The sequence below is a fragment of the Nocardia sp. NBC_01503 genome, assembly GCF_036327755.1.
GTDB lineage: Bacteria > Actinomycetota > Actinomycetes > Mycobacteriales > Mycobacteriaceae > Nocardia.
The window spans coordinates 4,098,997-4,117,311 of the sequence record NZ_CP109596.1 but is presented as its reverse complement, the minus strand read 5'-3'; the positions used below and the strand labels follow the sequence as shown (position 1 = coordinate 4,117,311).

16 protein-coding genes are annotated in these 18,315 nt (G+C 65.0%); 8 read left to right on the top strand and 8 right to left on the bottom strand.

Annotated features, from left to right (window positions below; all coding sequences use genetic code 11):
• Positions 1-89: 89 nt before the first annotated feature.
• From OHB26_RS18505 to OHB26_RS18495, 3 genes are all read right to left on the bottom strand, one after another.
• Entirely contained in the window at positions 90-872 is a 783-nt protein-coding gene (locus OHB26_RS18505) for a helix-turn-helix domain-containing protein (RefSeq protein WP_330185387.1), read from the bottom strand.
• Positions 873-1,026: 154 nt separating this feature from the next.
• Positions 1,027-1,305, bottom strand: a complete 279-nt coding sequence (locus OHB26_RS18500; RefSeq protein ID WP_330185386.1) for a hypothetical protein — start codon at positions 1,303-1,305, stop codon at positions 1,027-1,029.
• A gap of 40 nt (positions 1,306-1,345) precedes the next feature.
• A complete protein-coding gene (locus OHB26_RS18495) occupies positions 1,346-2,155 on the bottom strand; it encodes a TetR/AcrR family transcriptional regulator (RefSeq protein ID WP_330185385.1) in 810 nt (269 codons plus the stop codon).
• 45 nt (positions 2,156-2,200) lie between these two features.
• On the opposite strand from OHB26_RS18495, the gene OHB26_RS18490 reads away from it, so the two are divergent.
• The 8 genes from OHB26_RS18490 to OHB26_RS18455 all read left to right on the top strand — a co-directional run bounded on the left by OHB26_RS18490 (position 2,201) and on the right by OHB26_RS18455 (position 11,281).
• Positions 2,201-2,833, top strand: coding sequence for an FAD-dependent oxidoreductase (locus OHB26_RS18490; RefSeq protein WP_330185384.1), 633 nt, complete (start codon positions 2,201-2,203; stop codon positions 2,831-2,833).
• A 464-nt stretch (positions 2,834-3,297) separates the two neighbouring features.
• Positions 3,298-7,002 (top strand): nitrate reductase subunit alpha, encoded by a 3,705-nt coding sequence (locus OHB26_RS18485; RefSeq protein ID WP_330185383.1) that lies wholly within the window; start codon positions 3,298-3,300, stop codon positions 7,000-7,002.
• A 132-nt stretch (positions 7,003-7,134) separates the two neighbouring features.
• The gene (gene narH, locus OHB26_RS18480; RefSeq protein WP_330185702.1) at positions 7,135-8,778 is read left to right on the top strand and encodes a nitrate reductase subunit beta; all 1,644 of its coding nucleotides are present in this window, start codon (positions 7,135-7,137) and stop codon (positions 8,776-8,778) included.
• Positions 8,775-9,455 carry a nitrate reductase molybdenum cofactor assembly chaperone gene (gene narJ / locus OHB26_RS18475; protein ID WP_330185382.1) on the top strand — a complete coding sequence of 227 codons (681 nt, stop codon included), beginning with the start codon at positions 8,775-8,777 and terminating at the stop codon, positions 9,453-9,455. Before narH ends, narJ begins: the two co-directional genes overlap by 4 nt.
• Entirely contained in the window at positions 9,452-10,186 is a 735-nt protein-coding gene (narI, locus tag OHB26_RS18470; protein ID WP_330185381.1) for a respiratory nitrate reductase subunit gamma, read from the top strand. The genes narJ and narI overlap by 4 nt, the downstream gene beginning before the upstream one ends.
• A 127-nt stretch (positions 10,187-10,313) precedes the next feature.
• Positions 10,314-10,526: a hypothetical protein gene (locus OHB26_RS18465; RefSeq protein ID WP_330185380.1), complete on the top strand. Its 213-nt coding sequence runs from the start codon at positions 10,314-10,316 to the stop codon at positions 10,524-10,526.
• A gap of 102 nt (positions 10,527-10,628) precedes the next feature.
• The gene (locus OHB26_RS18460) at positions 10,629-10,892 is read left to right on the top strand and encodes a type II toxin-antitoxin system VapB family antitoxin (RefSeq protein WP_330185379.1); all 264 of its coding nucleotides are present in this window, start codon (positions 10,629-10,631) and stop codon (positions 10,890-10,892) included.
• Positions 10,889-11,281, top strand: a complete 393-nt coding sequence (locus OHB26_RS18455; RefSeq protein ID WP_330185378.1) for a type II toxin-antitoxin system VapC family toxin — start codon at positions 10,889-10,891, stop codon at positions 11,279-11,281. Before OHB26_RS18460 ends, OHB26_RS18455 begins: the two co-directional genes overlap by 4 nt.
• A 52-nt stretch (positions 11,282-11,333) precedes the next feature.
• Here OHB26_RS18455 and OHB26_RS18450 read toward each other — a convergent pair whose 3' ends face one another.
• Genes OHB26_RS18450 through OHB26_RS18430 form a run of 5 tightly spaced genes read right to left on the bottom strand, consistent with a single transcriptional unit; the run spans position 11,334 to position 18,127 of the window.
• The gene (locus OHB26_RS18450) at positions 11,334-12,116 is read right to left on the bottom strand and encodes an SDR family NAD(P)-dependent oxidoreductase (RefSeq protein WP_330185377.1); all 783 of its coding nucleotides are present in this window, start codon (positions 12,114-12,116) and stop codon (positions 11,334-11,336) included.
• Between the two features lie 13 nt (positions 12,117-12,129).
• The gene (locus OHB26_RS18445) at positions 12,130-13,878 is read right to left on the bottom strand and encodes an N-acyl-D-amino-acid deacylase family protein (RefSeq protein WP_330185376.1); all 1,749 of its coding nucleotides are present in this window, start codon (positions 13,876-13,878) and stop codon (positions 12,130-12,132) included.
• Positions 13,879-13,883: 5 nt separating this feature from the next.
• Complete coding sequence (locus tag OHB26_RS18440; RefSeq protein ID WP_330185375.1) at positions 13,884-15,542, bottom strand: class I adenylate-forming enzyme family protein; 1,659 nt, start codon at positions 15,540-15,542, stop codon at positions 13,884-13,886.
• A 55-nt stretch (positions 15,543-15,597) separates the two neighbouring features.
• Complete coding sequence (locus tag OHB26_RS18435; protein WP_330185374.1) at positions 15,598-16,743, bottom strand: serine hydrolase domain-containing protein; 1,146 nt, start codon at positions 16,741-16,743, stop codon at positions 15,598-15,600.
• A gap of 16 nt (positions 16,744-16,759) precedes the next feature.
• On the bottom strand, positions 16,760-18,127 hold the full coding sequence (locus OHB26_RS18430; protein ID WP_330185373.1) for a flavin-containing monooxygenase: 1,368 nt from the start codon (positions 18,125-18,127) through the stop codon (positions 16,760-16,762).
• Between the last annotated feature and the right edge of the window lie 188 nt (positions 18,128-18,315).

The window sequence follows — 18,315 nt, the reverse complement described above, 5'->3', positions numbered from 1 at the left end:
AAAAGAGCGCCGGGATGACGAGGTTGGGCCGTCGCCTAGGTCGGGATGGGTCGGCCGATACGGCCGAGTTCAGCCGTTCAAGCCGAAGGTCAGCCGTTCAGGCCGAGGATGGCGAGGAGGTGGCCGGGGTGCGGGCCGGTGTCTATACGGCCGGTTTGCGCATAGACCTTACGGCGCAGGCCGGTAACGGGATTGCGCAGATGCAGGGTCCACACGTGCGGGGCGAAGGCCACGCCGCCCTCGGCCCAGGCATGGCGGAATTTGGGAAATTCGCCGAGGTCGGCGAGCAATTCGGTGAAGCCGGTGACATCGCCGGAGCGGCCGATCAATCCGCGCATCCACCGAACCACTTGGCGCACATCATGTTCCCAATCGACCAGGACCCTGGCGGCCAGTTCATTGCCGAAGAACCAGCGCAACATATTTCCGTCTTCGCCCACACCCGGGAAGGCATCTTCCCAGCTGTCGTTCCAGGCGAGCACATTGGCGCGCACATCGAGATAGGCGGCGAGATTCGGGCGATGCAGGTCCAATACCCGGCGCATATCGGGGGTAATGGCCGCGCGCAACTGCTCCACGGCAGGCATCTCGCCCGTACCGAGTCCGGCGAGATCGGTCAATTGGCGATGGTCGGCGGAGCTGAGCGGATCGAGTCGATCAAGATAGCGAGTAAGCGCTTCCACAACTTCGCGAGTCGGATTTCCCCGCTCACCTTTCTCCAAATGCGTTATGTAACTAGCACTTACGCCCGCATTGAAGGCCAGCCGTTCGCGGGAGACCCCGCGGCCGTCGCGTAACCGGCGCAGCAGATTTCCGAAAGTGGGTGCTTCGAGCTCCCGAGATTCACGTCCGCAGGCCATATCGGCGACCACCGCATCTCCCTTCAGCTTTGCCCGGCGAACGGCGTCTCGTTCGAGATGCCGCCGGGTTGCCCCCACTGGTGGATGCTCGCACAAATCCGGTCGGCCACGCGTAGGCGCGACTATCCCTGTTTGTATATGTCACCGATCCTGATCGGAATTCCCGTCATGCCCCCAGCGCGAGACGCGGATGTTCCGGCGTGGATTCCACGCGGCGCGCGTGCACCGGATCCGATGCGGGCACGGCCGCCGGCAAACGGCGCGTGTAATCCTCTCCAGGATTACCGAAAACGTCAGTCACCGGGCCGCTTTCCACCACACTTCCCGCCTTCAGGACTACCACGCGATCGGCTATCGAGTTGATCACCGCGAGATCGTGACTGATGAATAGGCAGGCGAATCCGTATTCTGCGCGCAGATCGGTGCTCAGCTCCGGTACCTGCACCAGCGAATTCGACCGGGGCAGAACCGATTCCCGTTACCGGCTACGAAGGCCCCGGGAGGTTCAGCCGATCGGTGATCCCGTCGAGCAACGCCGCGAGGGTCCAGGCGACCGGATCGGCCGGGTCGGCGGGATCCGCGCGATTGGGGAGGGTGCGGTTGGTGAGCCAGCGGGCGAAGGCGGGGTGGGTGCCGGAGTCCAGGATGGGCTGGAGGAAGGGGGCGGCGGCCTCGCCGAGTTGGGCTTCGGTGTGCAGGCCGGTGCGCGAGCGCATGCGCATTTCCTCGGCCACTTGCAGGGCGGTGCCGATGAGGTGGCCGTCGATCGCCGCGGTAATGCGGGTCATATCGTCGGCCGAGATGCCGAGCGGCTCCAGGAGCGCGAAGCGGAAATTGAAGTAACGCAGCGCATTCGGGCCGAAGGGCGGGCGAGTGTGGACCAGGTGGCCGAACCACAGGTGACGCTGGATCACCGCCCACGTATCCAACGACAGGTGCTCCAGCGTCGGACGCCAGGATGCGGCATCGGAGGTCGAGCGGGGTACAGCGGCGCCCGCAGATTCCGGCTGTGCGTCGGAAGCGGTTGGCGGGAGCGGGATTTCGCCATACACGGCATCGATCATGAGGTCGACCAGACCGTCTTTGCTGCCCACGTAGCGGTAGAGGGACATCGGGGTCGACGCGCCCACCGCGGTTGCCACTCGGCGCATGGTGAGCGCTGCCGCACCTTCGGCGTCCGCGATCGCGAGAGCGGCGCGCAGGATATCGGCGCGGTTCAGCGTCGTGGTGGGGCGGCCCGGCGGTTCGGGCAGCGTCCAGATCAGCGGACCCGGCGGGGTCGTCTCCTCGGTCATGTCACCTCCTTGCGAGGAATTCAACCATTCGCGTACAACGTACACATGATGTACAACGTACACGAACCGCGAGTATTGGTGGTCGGCGGCGGCCTGGTCGGACTGTGCGCCGCACTGTTCCTACGCCGACAGGGGGTCGAGGTGACGGTGGTCGAGCGGCGCGTCACCACCTCGCCACAGCCCAAGGCGCGGCGAATCAATATCCGGACCATGGAGCTGTTCCGGCAGCTCGGGATCGCCGATCGAGTCCTGGAGGCCGCGCGCGATCTCGGAAAACGTTATCCTGCAGGCGCTTTCATCGACGATGGCAGGCCGCACACCATGGAGCGCCTGGATGTATCCGGTCAACCGGGTACGCGGCTGCCGCATACTTTCCTGACACCGGACCGTTCGACGCTCGATCTCATCGGTACCGAATTCGTTCTCTTCACCGGTCCCGCCGGTACCGCGTGGCGTGCGGCGGCCGACCAGGAAGGCATCGACAGCTACACGGTCGATGAAACCTACCGCAAAACAGTCGGTCTCAATGCCGACGGCGCGCTACTGGTGCGCCCCGATCAGATAATCGCCTGGCGCGCACCGGAATTGACCGCCGATCCGGGTGCGGCCCTGCGCACCGCGCTGGAGCTCACCCTTTACGCTCCCGTCCCGCATCCACCGCCCTCGCGATCCGCTTAGCCCGCGTCTCCGGTCGCCGCGATGATCCCGGCGGGAATGGGGATATACGCGCCACCGCCGGCGGCCGAGTGGATCACACCTTCCGATCGGCGCATGCCCGCCACCCCATTGGAGGGCTCGCGACGGACGCGGGATATTCACCAGCGATCTGACAGCAATCGGATTTCGGGTCGATCCCCTGTTAACAAATGTAAACCGCGAGAGAACCAGCCGTTTCCGAAGCATCACCGCGAGCGGCCGAAAACCCGCGCATAGCCTCGATATTTACCCTCTCGAAGCACATCCGCGCAGGTGAGGCCGGAACCTGCGACCCCGCGCCGCTATCGGACAGTGACCATAAGGTTGCGCCGACCTCACAGCTCACAACGACCCCCAGCGCACTGTGAGAGAACCGTTTTGCGACCCGCCCGCACGTCTTTACAGTCGAGCCAGCAGCCCGGTTCTTCGCACTCGATAGGGGCATCATGGCTAACTCGCACACCGGAACCTCCTCCGGCGATGCACTGCTCCGATTGGGTAAATACTTCCATCGCGGTGAGATCTCCGGCGATCAGCGCACCCTGCATCAGGTGGGTGGGCGCGAGGCCGACGAGTTCTATCGCGATCGCTGGTCGCACGACAAGGTGGTGCGCTCCACGCACGGGGTCAACTGCACCGGATCGTGTTCCTGGAAGATCTACGTCAAGGACGGCGTGATCACCTGGGAGTCACAGCAGACCGATTACCCGTCCGTCGGCGCGGACAAGCCCGAATACGAGCCGCGCGGCTGCCCGCGCGGCGCCTCGTTCTCCTGGTACACCTATTCGCCCGCCCGCATTCGGTATCCGTATGTGCGCGGTGTGCTGTTGGAGCTGTACCGCGAGGCCAAGACCCGGCTCAAGGATCCGGTGCTGGCGTGGGAATCGATCGTCGAGGATCCCGAGACGGCCAAGACCTACAAGTCCGCGCGCGGTAAGGGCGGCTTCGTCCGCGCCGAATGGTGGGAGGCCGCCGAGATCGCGGCCGCCGCGCATGTGCACACCATCAAGAAGTACGGGCCGGACCGGGTGGCCGGGTTCTCCCCCATTCCGGCCATGTCCATGGTCTCGCATGCCGTTGGCGCACGGTTCATTTCGCTGATCGGCGGCTCCATGCTGTCGTTCTACGACTGGTACGCGGACCTGCCGGTGGCCTCCCCGCAGGTATTCGGCGATCAAACCGATGTGCCCGAATCCGCCGACTGGTTCGATGCCGGATACCTCATCATGTGGGGCTCCAATGTCCCGGTCACCCGCACCCCGGACGCGCACTATATGACCGAGGCCCGCTATCGCGGTCAGAAGGTCGTGGTGGTCTCCCCCGACTACGCCGACAACACCAAGTTCGCCGACGAATGGGTGCCCGCGCGCCCCGGCACCGATGCCGCCCTGGCCATGGCCATGGGCCATGTGGTGCTGCGAGAGTTCTTCGTGGACAAGCGAACCGAGCGTTTCGACAACTACATCAAGCGCTACACCGACCTGCCGTACCTGATCGCGCTGGACGATAAGGACGGCGTCGCGGTACCCGGCAAGTTCCTGACCGCCGCCGACCTCGGAATCGCCGGGGAGAGTGTCGAATTCCAGCCGGTACTGCTGGACGCGGACGGAAATCCGCAGGTGCCCAATGGATCCCTCGGCCACCGCTTCACCGATGCGGGCGCGGGCCACTGGAACCTCGATCTCGGGGATGTCGATCCCCTGCTGACCCTGCACGGCCGCACCGATGATGCTGCGGCCGTGCAGTTCCCACGATTCGACGGGCCGTCAGCGGAGGTACTCACCCGCGGCGTGCCGACCACCGTCATCGCGGGTAAGCGGGTGACGACGGTGTTCGATCTGCTGCTGGCGCAGTACGGTGTCGCACGGCCGGGCCTGCCCGGCAGTTGGCCGACCGGATACGAAGATCCGAGCGAGCCGTACACCCCCGCCTGGCAGGAGACGATCACCGGCGTGCCCGCCCGGCAGTGCGAGCGCATCGCGCGCGAATTCGCCGATAACGCGGACCGTTCCGGCGGGCGTTCGATGATTCTGATGGGCGCCGGAACGAATCACTGGTTCCATTCGGATCAGATCTACCGTGCCTTCTTCACTTTGACCCTGCTCACCGGATGTCAGGGCGTGAACGGCGGCGGCTGGGCACATTACGTCGGCCAGGAGAAGTGCCGGCCCGTAACCGGCTGGTCCACATTGGCTTTCGCCTCCGACTGGCAGCGGCCGCCGCGTCAGATGCAGGGCACCGTGTTCTGGTACCTCACCAACGACCAGTGGCGCTACGACCCGTTCACCTCCGAAGCCTTCGCCTCACCGCTGGGCAGCGGCAAATTCGCGGGGCGCACCGCGGCCGACAATATCGCGCTCGCTTCCCGTTTGGGCTGGATGCCGTCCTACCCCACGCTCAACCGCAATCCCCTCGACCTCGCCGATGAGGCCGAGGCCGCGGGTAAGTCGGCCGCCGACTATGTGGTCGACGGATTGAAATCCGGTGATCTGCGTTTCGCCTGCGAGGATCCGGACGCGCCGGAGAACTTCCCGCGCGTGCTCACGGTGTGGCGGGCGAATCTGCTCGGCTCCTCCGGTAAGGGCAATGAGTACTTCCACAAGCATCTGCTGGGCGCGGACTCGAACCTGCAGACCGGTGAGGCCACCGGGGTGCGCCCGCAGGAGCTGGTGTGGCGCGAGGACGCACCCACCGGGAAGCTGGATCTGCTGCTGTCCCTGGACTTCCGGATGACGAGCACCACCCTGTTCTCCGATATCGTGCTGCCCGCCGCCACCTGGTACGAGAAGCACGACCTGTCCTCCACGGATATGCATCCGTTCGTGCACGCCTTCACCCCGGCCATCTCCCCGCCGTGGGAGGCGCGCACCGACTTCGAGGCGTTCCATCGCATCGCACGCGGATTCTCCTGGCTGGCCGAGAAGCACCTCGGTGTACGCAAGGACATTGTGGCCGTGCCACTTCAGCACGACACCGCCGACGCACTGGCCCAGGCCGGTGGCCGGGTGCTGGATTGGAAGAAGGGCGAATGCGAGCCCATTCCCGGTGTCACCATGCCCAAAATCGTTGTGGTCGAGCGGGATTACCCGAATGTCGCGGAGAAGATGGCCGCGCTCGGGCCGCTCGTGGAGCGGATGGGACTCACCACCAAGGGCGTCACCACCGTTCCCGATGCCGAGGTCGAGTACCTCAAAGGCATGAACGGCACGGTGATCTCCGGTGTGGCACAGGGGCGTCCGTCCCTGGCCAAGGATACGCACGCGGCCGAGGCCATTCTGGCGCTGTCTGGCACCACCAACGGCCGCCTCGCCGTGGAGGGCTTCCACGAGCTGGAGAAGCGCACCGGCACCCAACTCGCCGACCTCGCCGCGGAACACGAGGGTAAGCGAATCACCTTCGCGGACACCCAGGCTCGCCCGGTACCGGTCATCACCTCACCGGAGTGGTCCGGTAGTGAGACCGGCGGACGCAGGTACTCGCCGTTCACCATCAATACCGAGCGGCTCAAGCCGTGGCACACCCTCACCGGGCGGCAGCACTTCTACCTCGATCACGACTGGATGATCGAACTCGGTGAACAGCTGCCCATCTATCGGCCACCGCTCGATATGACGGCGCTGTTCAGCGAGCCCGGTATCGGCGCGGTGAACGAGAACGGTGTCACCGTGCGCTATCTGACACCGCACTCCAAATGGTCGATCCACTCGGCGTACCAGGACAACCTGCATATGCTGACGCTCTCGCGCGGCGGTCAGGCCATCTGGATGTCCGAGATCGACGCCGCCAAAATCGGTGTGGCCGACAATGATTGGATCGAGGCGGTCAACCGCAACGGTGTGGTGGTGGCGCGCGCCATCGTCTCGCACCGGATGCCCGAGGGCACCGTATTCATGTACCACGCCCAGGACCGCGCGGTGAATGTGCCGCGCATCGAAGGCCCCGCCGAGAACGCCGAGGGCGCGCAGGAGTTCAAGGGCCGGGGCAAGCGCGGCGGTATCCACAACGCGCTCACCCGGATCATGATCAAGCCCTCGCACCTCATCGGCGGCTACGCCCAGCAGTCCTTCGCGCTGAACTACCACGGCCCCACCGGAAATCAGCGCGATGAGGTAACCACCATCCGCAAGCGCAATCAAAAGGTGGAGTACTGAGATGAGCGCGATGAGGCCACACTGCACCGTCGGCAAGCGCAATCAAAAGGTGGAGTACTGAGATGAGCGCGATGAGGTCACACTGCACCGTCGGCGAGCGCAATCAAGAAGCGGAGTACTGATATGCGCGTCATGGCACAGCTGGCGATGGTCATGAACCTCGACAAATGCATCGGCTGCCACACCTGCTCGGTCACCTGCAAACAGGCGTGGACCAATCGCGCGGGCACCGAGTACGTGTGGTTCAACAATGTGGAAACCCGTCCGGGACAAGGCTATCCGCGCCGCTATGAGGATCAGGAGAAGTGGAAGGGCGGGTGGACGCTCAACAAGAAGGGCCGCCTCACCCTCAAATCCGGATCCCGGGTGATGCGGCTGCTCAACCTCTTCGCCAATCCGGATCTGCCGACGGTGTCGGACTATTACGACCCGTGGAGCTACGACTACGACAATCTGCTGTCCGCCCCGCAGATGGACACCACCCCCGTCGCCCGCCCCAAATCCCTTATTACGGGCGAGAATACGGATGTCACCTGGGGCGCGAACTGGGACGACTCCCTCGGGTCCGGACCCGAACAGGTCGGCAAGGACCCGCTGCTGGCCAAGCTGTCCGAGCAGGTGAAGCTCGAATTCGAGCAGACCTTCATGTTCTACCTGCCGCGCATCTGCGAACACTGCCTGAACCCGTCCTGTGCGGCGGCCTGCCCCTCCGGTGCGATCTACAAGCGCTCCGAGGACGGCATCGTGCTGGTCGACCAGGACAAATGCCGGGGCTGGCGGCAATGCATCAGCAGCTGCCCGTACAAGAAGATCTACTTCAACCACAAGACGGGTAAGGCGGAGAAGTGCACCTTCTGCTACCCGCGCGTGGAGGTCGGCATTCCCACGGTGTGCTCGGAGACGTGCGTCGGACGACTGCGGTACATCGGCGTCATGCTCTACGACGCGGACGCGGTGCTGGAGGCGGCCTCGATCGAGAACGACAGGGAGCTGTATCCGGCACAGCTCGGGGTGTTCCTCAATCCGCATGATCCGCGGGTGATCGCCGAGGCCGAGGCGGCCGGCATCTCCCCGGATTGGATTCAGGCGGCACAGGATTCACCGGTCTACAAACTCATCGTCGACTACAAGATCGCGCTGCCGCTGCATCCGGAGTACCGCACCATGCCGATGGTCTGGTACGTGCCGCCGCTCTCACCGGTGGTGGATACGCTCACCCAGACCGGACATGACGGTGAGGATGCCTCGAACCTGTTCGGCGCCATCGACGCACTGCGCATTCCGCTCGAGTATCTGGCCGAACTCTTCACCGCCGGTGATGTGGAACCGGTCCGGGACTCGCTGCAACGCCTGGCCGGTATGCGCTCGTTCATGCGGTCGATCAACCTCGGACAGGAACCCGATATGGGGATTCCGGACTCGGTGGGCCTCGAGCCCGAGGAGATCGAGGCCATGTACCGGCTGCTCGCCATCGCAAAGTACGAGCACCGCTACGTGATCCCCAATGGCGCGACTTCCCGTGCACACGAACTCGATTCACTCGCCACCGGATGTTCGCTGGATACCGACGGCGGACCGGGTATGACCGCGCTCGATGTGGTGGTCGAGAAGTTCCAGCTCTCGGACACCAATGGCGCCGCACCGGAGGAGAAGTCGAGCCGCATCAACCTGCTCAACTGGGACGGTAAGAGCGCCGACGGGCTGCTGCCGACCCGCACCGGTGACTCCACCGATGATGAAGCGGGCGAACCGATTTCGACGGGTGCGAGCCGATGAGCCTGCTGAAACTGCGCCGCCGCCCCGAACCGGTGGTCGCGCTCTCCGAACGAGACCGGCATCTGGTGTGGCGGCTCGCCGCCCTACTCCTGGACTACCCGCACGAACGCACCCTCGCCATGCTCGACGATTTGTCCAGCGCCACAGCGGAATTGCCCGATACCGTGCGCCCGCATATCGACGGTTTCCTGGACCATCTGCGCGCGAGCTCCCCCATCGCCCTGGCTCAGCAGTATGTCGAAACCTTCGATATGCGCCGCCGCGCCAGCCTGCACCTGACCTTCTACGCCTACGGCGACACCCGCAAACGCGGTATGGCGCTGCTGCGCTTCAAACACGCGTACCGGCAGGCGGGCGTCGAACTCGGCGACGAGGAACTCCCCGACCACCTGCCGGTACTGCTGGAATTCGCCGCCACCGTCGACCCCATCGGCGGCGAACGCCTGCTCGGTGAGCACGTCCCCGTGCTGGAGCTGCTGCGACTCTCGTTGTCCGACAGTGGATCTCCGTACGCGGGCATTCTCACCGCCGTCACCTCCACGCTGCCGCCGGTCACCACCGCCGACCGCCGTCGCATTGCCGAACTCGCCGCCCAGGGTCCGCCCGAGGAAGAGGTCGGCCTGGAACCCTTCGCCATGGACCCCCTGGCCTTCGCCGGATCGGAAGCCCGCCGATGACCCCCGCCCTCTGGCTGACGCTGCCCTACGTCGCCTTCACCTCATTCCTGCTCGGTCACCTGTGGCGCTACCGCAATGACCAATTCGGCTGGACCACCCGCTCCTCCCAGGTCTACGAATCCCGCCTGCTGCGCCTGGGCAGCCCGCTGTTCCACTTCGGCATGCTCGGCGTCATAGGCGGGCACGTGCTCGGCGTCCTCATCCCCGAGTCCTGGACCGATGCGGTCGGCATCTCCGAACACCTCTATCACGTGGTCGCCGTCTCGGCGGGCACCGTCGCGGGTATCGCGGTCATCGCCGGTATCGGCATCCTGCTCTACCGCCGTGTCACCGTGACCGCGGTCCGCAAGGCCACCACCCGCAATGACCAGCTCATGTACGTCCTGCTGGCGGGGGCGCTCATCACCGGCCTGCTCAACACGGTCGGCAGCAACCTGCTGTGGGGCACCTATAACTACCGCGAAACCGTCTCCCCCTGGTTCCGCAGCCTCTTCACCCTCCATCCCCACCCCGACCTCATGGTCGGCACCCCGTGGACCTTCCAGGCCCACGGCCTCATCGTGCTGACCCTCATCGGCATCTGGCCGTATACCCGCCTTGTCCACATGTTCAGCGCCCCCATCGGCTACCTGACCCGCCCCTACGTCGTCTACCGCAGCAAGGAAACCAACGCCGCCGACAAACGCCGCTTCGCCCGAGCCTGGGACGCCCCGGTGTTGCCACCCCGCTGACCGGGGCGAAGGGCGGTATCGGCGGATCTCATTTCGATAACCGGGGGCACACAGTAGGGTGAAGGTAGGCGGTGTTGACCCGAGTCATTCGGATACGGCAACCCGGCGCGGCCCGGGAAGTTGGCAAATGAACTCCACTAGACAGACCACACTGCGCGACGAGCAGAGTGAATTCGGTGCGGCGCGCGCGGCTGAGAAGGCCGCATGCGCCAAGCAGAACGCACTGGCTCGGCACACGGTCGCCGGCCATGCGCTCGATGCCGCCGACTGCGAGTACCTGCTGCAGATGCTCGGTCTGGATGCCGCGTCGATCAGCGAGGACGGGCTCGCCAGGGAGTGATCCCGCGGGCATCCGCCGAAACCGGTAGAGATTCTACCATTCGATACTAGAATGGTAGACAGCGCCTCGTGAAGCTGAGGCGAGCCCGGGAAGGCGGATGCCATGAGCTTGAACATCAAGAACGAACGCGTTCACGCCCTGGTTCGTGAGGCAGCCCAGCGGACCGGGATGTCCCAGACCAGCGTGGTGGAGGAGGCGTTGCGGCGTATGTTGCGAGACCTGGATGCCAAGCCCGAAATCCGGGTGGACCTGCAACGGGAGCAGATCGCGGTAATTCTCGCCGACCTGGATGCCCGGCTCACCCCCGAAACCCGGCTGCTACTTTCCACCGACGATCTCTACGACGATGCGGGGCTGCCGGCGTGATCGTCGACGCGTCGGCCCTGGTCGCCATTTTGCGGGGCGAACCGGAACGCGACGAATTCCTCGCGGCCATCACCTCGGCCGAGCGGCCACGCATGTCCGTGGTCAATCACCTCGAGATGGCGATCAAGGCGGACCGCCATCCCGACCCGGTGGTCGCACGCCGTGCCGACGAACTCGTCCGAACGCTCCGAATCGAGCTCGAGCCGGTATCGGTCGAACAAGCCGCGATCGCCCGCGCCGCCTACCGTGACTTCGGTAGGGGCAGCGGACATCCGGCTCAGCTGAACTTCGGAGATTGCTTCGCATACGCGCTGGCTTCCGATGCGGGCGAACCGCTGCTGTACAAGGGAAATGACTTCGGGCATACAGATATTCGCCCCGCACGGTGAATAAATCGGTGGCCGTGCGGAATTCCGCACGGCCACCGCTTTCACCTGCTACTCAGCCAGCCGCGAGCTTGGCCAGGTTGGGGAAGTTGCTGATCTCCCAGCCGCCGTCGACCACGAGTTCGGTGCCGGTGATGTAGGAGGCGTCGTCGCTGGCCAGGAACAGGCAGGGGGCGGCTATCTGCTCCGCGGTGGCGGCCGCGCCCATCGGGATGCGGTCCAGGAACATTTGTTTCGCGGGTTCGTAGCCCATGACCGCCGCGGTGAGCGGGGTATCGACCAAGCCGGGCAGGACCGAGTTCACGCGGATTCGGTGCTGCGCCAGCTCGAGGGCGGCGTTCTTGCCGAACATGACCACGCCCGCCTTACCCGTTGAGTACGGGCTGCCGCCTGGCATGGGGACGCGGCCGTCGAGGGACGAGACATTCACGATGGCGCCGCCACCGGTCTCACGCATGAGCCTGGCTTCATGTTTGGTGCAGAGGAAGACGCTCTTCTGCACCAGGTCGATTGTGAAATCCCAATCCGCTTCGTCGAGATCGGTGACGGCACCGATTCGGGAGCCGCCCGCCACATTGAAGGCCACGTCCAGGCGGCCGAAACGCGCTGCGGCAACGGCGATTCCGGCGGCGACCTGTGCCTCCACCGTCACATCCGCCAGCACCGGGACGAACGCGGCGCCGAGTTCGGCGACTTTCTTGTCCAGGCCCGGCTCATCGATATCGAGTCCGACCACCGAGGCGCCCTCGGCCACCAGCGCGGTGGCGATGGCCGCGGCGATACCGGATGCCGCGCCCGTCACGACGGCGACCTTGCCGTCGAATCTTGCTGTGCTCAAAGCGATCTCCCTGTTATCCGCGGCGACCGGCACGCAGGAATTCCCCGGTGCGCTGTGTGCCGAGTGCCGGGGACTTCTCGCCCAGCCCGAAGACGTACTCACCGTTCACCAGCACGGCGGTCACGGTGTTGTCATTGCGATTGACCATGCGAGAGAGGTTGTCGTACTCGGGAATCGGGTTCTCCGCGTACGCGTCCAGGCTCTCGTCCAGATACATCGGATCGATGATCAGCACATCGGCGCGATCACCCACCCGCAGGTGTCCGGCATCCAGGTCGTACCAGTCGGCCAGCTCACCGGTGACGCGGTGCACGGCGTGCTCGATGGTCATGAACGGCTTCCCTGCCTGCTGCGCCCGGTGTACCCGCTTGAGCAGGCGCAGTCCGAAGTTGTAGAAGGCCATATTGCGCAGATGCGCCCCCGCGTCCGAAAAACCCAGCTGCACACTGGGATCCGACGCCAGCTTGTCCAGGACCTCCGGGCGGTGATTGGAGATGGTGGTATGCCAGCGCACCTTGGGCCCGTACTCCACCACCAGGTCCAGGAAGGCGTCCACCGGGTGCACGCCGCCGCGATCCACGCCGACCTGACCGAAGGTCTTGCCGACCACGCTCTCGTCGGGGCATTCGGTGATCTCGGCATCGAAGAAGTCCCGGTGCCAGACCCGCGGACCCCACTTCTTGTCATAATCCTTGCGGAACCAGCGCCGGTACTCCTCATCGGCGAGCAGTGCGCGCCGCTCCTCGATCTGATTCGACAGGTGCAAAGCCGCCGCGCCGGAACCGAATTCCTCGAAGACCGGCAGATCGATACCGTCGGAGTACACCTCGAACGGCACCGGCAGATGCTGCCAGCGGAAGTCCCCGCCGAGCCGGTTCAGGATCTTGCCGATCAGCGGGAAGATCCGCACCACACCGGGAATGGCCTTGATATCGGCGGCCGAGAGCAGGCTCACCTTCAGATTCGGCCGGAAGATGCCCAGGCTGCTCGCCGCCATGGCGACCAGGCTCTGCGGGCGCGCCACATCGGGACCACCCTGCAGCGCCCGCTTGCGTTCGCGCAGAATGCGATTCAGCCGCCGCCGCTCCTTCTGCTTGGCATAGGTGGAGGGCAGTGTGCGCGACCGGCACACCTCACCGTCGAGCTTGTCGAAGAGCAACTGCTGCGAGGACATGCCCACGAACCCGGCGTCGAGGGCCTCGGTGAGCTTCTGCTCCATGGCCTTCAACTCCGACTCGGTCGGGGTCACATCCGGATCGGTGGAGCGCTCCAGCCCCATCTGCGCGGCCCGAATATCCGAATGCCCGATGAAGGCGGCGAGATTCGCGCCCAGCGGCAGCGACTCCAGCGCGGTCACATAGCTGTGCGCACTGTTCCAGGTCTTGAGCCCGTCCACCGCCGACACCACGAACTTATGCGGAATCGCCTCCACCCGGCCGAACAGGTCACCCGCGTCCGAACCGTCCACATGGATGGTGGAGAGCGAACAGGAGCCCAGCACAATGGTGGTGACGCCGTGCCGCAGCGACTCCGACAGCGTCGGGTCCAGCAGCACCTCCACGTCATAGTGCGTGTGGATATCCACCATGCCCGGCAGCACCCACCGCCCGGCCGCGTCGATCACACGGCCGCAATCGGTTTCGTCGAGCGGTTCGGCACTGACCGCGGCCACCCGGCCGTCGGTGATACCGATATTGCGAATGGCGGAGGGCGCGCCGGTGCCGTCGAACCAGCGCCCATTCTTGATTACGGTGTCGTACACGGTCTTCACTCCCCGAGGGATAGTTCGCGACGCAGCACCTTGCCGGTCGCGTTGCGCGGCAGGGCATCAGCGGTGATCAGCCAGCGCGCGGGCACCTTGAAGTAGGCGAGCCGCTGCGCCACATGGTCGCGCAGTTCATCCTCGGTGACCGAATCCGGTTCCGCCACAACGATAATAGCGGCGACCTCCTGACCGAGATCCTCGTGCGGAACACCGAGCACCGCGGATTCGCGCACCAGCGGATGTTCGTCGAGCGCGTTCTCGATCTCCGCCGGATACACGTTCTCGCCGCCACGCAGAATCAAATCCGAACGGCGACCTGCCATTTGCAGGCGTCCGTCGACCAGCATGCCGAAATCACCGGTACGCAGCCAGCGCTCGGCGTCGATGGAGGCGGCGGTGGCGGCCGGATCGTTGTAGTAGCCGAGCATGACGTACGGGCTGCGTACACAGATCTCGCCCTCGGTGCCGTCGGGCACCGGATTGCCGTCCGCGTCCCGAATCTGTACCGAGACACCGATGATCGGCCGCCCCACCGTCTCCGGATTCGCGGCCAGATCCGGCGGCGTCGCGACGGTGGCCGCGGTACCGCTCTCGGTGCAGCCGTAACTGGTGGTCAGCGCCACCTGCGCCACCGGCACCCGCTCACGCAACCGGTTGTGCAGGGCGGGCGAGGACGGCGCGGTATTGAGCGAGAGCGCCGCCATCGAGCTCAGATCGAAGCGCTCCACATCCACATCGAGCAGCCGACTGGCCATGGTCGGCACCGCCGCCCAGTTGGTGATGCGCTCGGATTCGATGAGCCCGAGAATCTTCTCGGCCTCGAAACCGCCGCTGTGGAAGATGACGGCGTCACCGGTGGTGAGCCGCGGAATCACCAGATTGTGCAGGCTCGCGATATGGAACAGCGGCGAGGTGTTGAGGTAGCGCCGATTCGTCGGCGACCCATCCCACTGCTGCCCGCGGAAACCCGCCGCCAGCGCATCGGTGAAGCGGTGATAGTCGCTGATGGCCACCATATTCCGCTGCGAATGCACCACGCCCTTGGGGCGACCGGTGGTGCCGCTGGTGTACAGGATGCAGGCCGGATCCTCTTCGCCCACTTCGGTACTCGGGTACTCGCCGGCGAATTCCTTGACCAGCGCCGGAAGGTCGTTCGCCATGGTGAGCACCGGCATCGACGCACCCGCCGCGGTCAGCAGCGCCGCCCGCTTGGCATCGGCGATCACCACACCCGGCGCGGTGTGCTCGAGACCGTAGGCGATCTCCTGCGGCGCCCACCAGGCGTTGTAGCCCACCGGAATAGCGCCCAGACGCTGTACCGCCCAGAAGCTCAGCACCCACTCGGGGGTATTCGCGGCCAGAATGCCGACGCGATCACCCCTGCCGATGCCGTAGCGCCGCGCCAGCGCCGCCGCCAGCGCACCCGCGGCCTCGTAATGTTCGGCGAAGGTCATGCGGGAGTCGGGGCCGACCAGATAATCACGGTCGCCCAGGGTCTTGGACGCCTCCAATACCCGCAGCAGTGAGCGATGCCGATTGCGGAACACCGGAATGGTCGCGCCCAGCACCGATTCCACGGTCATCTCGAACGGCCCGCCCGGACCGGTGAGCTTCCCGGCGATCTGGGCCGCGAGGGCCTGGAGGTCAACGGCGTTGGTCATGAATGCAGTCCTCGAATATCGTCGGGCAGTTGTTCCGGAAAAAGCGTTATCACGACTACCCTCGCACCGCGGCGAAAACCGCCTTCAGGTAGGCGTTGGCGCGATCGGAGCCGATCAGCCCCGGGGCCATCCGATTCATCGTGTAGGCGACGGTGACCCGGTTGTCCAGATCGTTCACGACCATGGACCCACCGAGCCCGCCCCACCAGCACACCCGGCCGTCCTGCGGCACCTCCGGCGCGGTGTGCGCCTGCGGCAGGCCATAGCCGATACCGAAGCGCAGCGGCATCAGGACGGCGAGGTCGATACCGTCGGCCTGCTCATCGAAGATCAGGTCGATGGTCCTGGGCGAGAGGAACTTCCGCCCGCCGAGCTCACCGCCATTGCTGATCACCGACTGCAAGCGGGCCACCGAGCGGGCATTGCCCTGACCGTTGATGCCACCGATCTCGGCATCCAGCCAACCGGGTGTGGCGCACAGCTCGAAGTCCAGCAGCGGCTGGAACAGCGTCTTGTACAGGACGCTGTCCTTGGGCAGCAGCCCCTGATCGAAGGTGCCGAAATCGGGCGGAACCAGCGTGGCGATGCGCTCGGAATACTGTGCGGCCCCGCCGATATGGAAATCCGCGCCGAGCGGTTCGGCGAACTCCTGCGCGAAGAACCGGCCGAGTGAACGACCGTCGATCCGCCGCACCAGTTCGCCGATCAGATGCCCGTAGTTGTTGGCGTGATATCCCGACGCGGTGCCCGGCTCCCAGAAGGGTTCCTGCTCAGCCAGCAGCGCGGCGGAGGAGACATTGTCGTAGATATCCGGGAACGGGAACTCGGTGGCCCAGCCCGACACCCCGGAGGTGTGCGAAAGCAGGTGCCGCACTTCGATATCGGCCTTGCCGTTGGCCGCGAACTCGGGCCAGTAGTGCGCTACCTTCCGATACACGTCCAGCGCACCGCGATCGACCAGCAGCAGTGCGCACAGCGCCGTCATGGTCTTGGTGATGGAGAAGGTGTTCACCAGGGTGTCCGCACCCCAGCGCCGGGTCCGCTCCGGATCGGCGTGGCCGCCCCACAGGTCGACCACCGGATCACCGTCGACGGTCACGCACAGGGCGGCGCCCAACTCGGCTCCCGACTCCACCTGTTCGGTGAAAGCGGCTCGTACTCCGGCGAATTCGTCGGCACAGAATCCAGCGACGTTGCTCATCTGTTCCGCCCCCTGCTCAGACTCTGGCGCTCGCGCGGGGCGGTACCGGCAGCGAATAGCCCTGTGCGGCAGCGCGCTTGGCGCCGCGTTCGATCTCACGCTTCAAATCGCGTACGTACGGCTCGAATTCGGTCTGGATGGTGTGCCGCGGCGAGTCGTAGTACTGCCCGCTGCGCTCCTGCTCCTTGGCCCGCATCACCTCGACCATCTCGACCTGCGAGGGCAGATGGTAGTTACCGGTCAGATAGGCGGCGACCAACTTCGACTGCTGTTCGGCGAAGTTGACCAGGGTCGGCATCGGTTGCGCCAGACCGAGATAGAACAGATTGTCCACGCCCGGCTTGATCATGTGCCGGTACAGCGGAATCATATTGCGCTCATCGGGGGTCAACTCCGGATCGGAGAAGAACGGGAAGCTGATGTGATATCCGGTGGCGCAGACCACCACATCGACCTCCTCCACACTGCCGTCGGCGAAGTGCACCTTGTCACCGTCGAGGCGGGTGATGGCGGGCTTGAAGACCATGTCACCGCAGCCGGCGCGATGCAGGAACTCCTCACTCGCGGACGGATGCGCCTCGAAGGGAAGGTGATCCGGCTTGGGCAGACCGTAATCCTCCATATAGCCGCGATTCTTGACCACGAAGCGCTGTTTCAGCTTGAGCCCCAGCTTCTTCGGCATCCAGGACGGCACCGACGCCTTATCGCCGACCTTGCCGTTCACATACTTGGGCAGCACCCAGACACCGCGGCGCGCGGAGAGGTAGAACTTCGAGGCGATGAAACGCTGCGAGAGTTCGCTGGCGATGTCCAGACCCGAATTGCCCATACCCACGACCACGATTCGCTTGCCGCGCATATCGACCGGATCGAAGGGATCGTTATAGGCGTGCGAATGCATGAGCACACCGTCGAATTCGCCCGGGTAGTCGGGCATGCGCGGATCCCAGTGGTGGCCGTTGCAGACCAGCAGCACGTCATAGGTTTCGGTGCGGCCGGTGTCGGTGGTGATCTGCCACAGGCCCTCGGCATCGCGTTTGGCGTCGGTCACCTTGGTGTTCAGGATGATTCGATCACCGAAGCCGAAGTGCTCGACATAATCCTTGAAGTACTGGTGCAGCTGGGTGTGATGCGGGAAGTCCGGCCAGTCGTCGGGGGCCGGGAAATCCTCGAAGGCGAGCCGGAATTTCGAGGTGTCGATATGCAGGCTCTGATAGCAGGCCGACATGCCGTTCGGGTTCTTGAAGTACCAATTGCCGCCGACCTGATCCGACGCCTCGTAGCAATCGAAGGGGATGCCGTATTCGGCGAGCCGCTTAGCGGCCGTGATACCGGACGGCCCCGCGCCGATGACGCACACCCTGGGCAACTCGCGTGTTTCCAATGCACTCTCCTGGCTTCGACCACAGGTCACATTCCCGGGCCGGACGTGATGTGACACACACGCTAGCATTCACTAGACACCATGTCTAGTGAATGAACATACGTCTACTATCGAGGTGGTGACCCGGACAGACGTAGACTCGAGCATCGGAAAAAGGCCGCCACACCGGCGGCTTCCGCACCTGACAC